This window comes from Arenibacter sp. F20364, from assembly GCF_023015905.1.
Lineage (GTDB): Bacteria > Bacteroidota > Bacteroidia > Flavobacteriales > Flavobacteriaceae > Arenibacter.
In genome coordinates, this window is sequence record NZ_JALKBD010000142.1 from 1 (window position 1) to 550 (window position 550).

The window sequence follows — 550 nt, forward strand, 5'->3', positions numbered from 1 at the left end:
CGACCACACAGAACACTAACCTGTTCACAGGTCTCACCGCAGGTAACTACGACATAACCGTAACCTCCGATAGGGGATGCTTTACCATGCAGACCATAACAATTGACGAACCCAATACTTTAGATGCTGCGATCACCAATGTAACCGATTTCGCCTGTAATATGAACAATGCTGTTCAATCTGCATCTATTGAGGTTACTATTACTTCCGGTACTGGAACACCGGCCTATACTTACAGTGTAAATGGAGGTGCTTTTATACCCACAGGTGGGGATGTGTTTACATACACGGTCACAACTGCTGGCAATTATGACATTATTGTAAAAGATAGCAATGGCTGTACTTTTACCATTCCAACCCAGACAATAAACCCCTTACCGACCATCACCGATGTTACCGTTGGCCAACAGACCGCCATTACCTGTAACAATGACGAGGTGGCAAGGGTGACCGTGACGGGTGGATCGGGCGACTTCACTTTTGAACTTTTACCCGGAGGTCCTTCCCAGAGTCTGATAAGCCAAACGGCCGACTTTACATTGACCGCCCC

General features: G+C 47.1%; 1 protein-coding gene. It reads left to right on the top strand.

Features of this window, described 5'->3' with window-relative positions; all coding sequences use genetic code 11:
• Positions 1 to 550, top strand: a 550-nt coding sequence (locus tag MWU84_RS24075; protein WP_246906580.1) for a hypothetical protein, incomplete at both ends; no start/stop codon positions are given.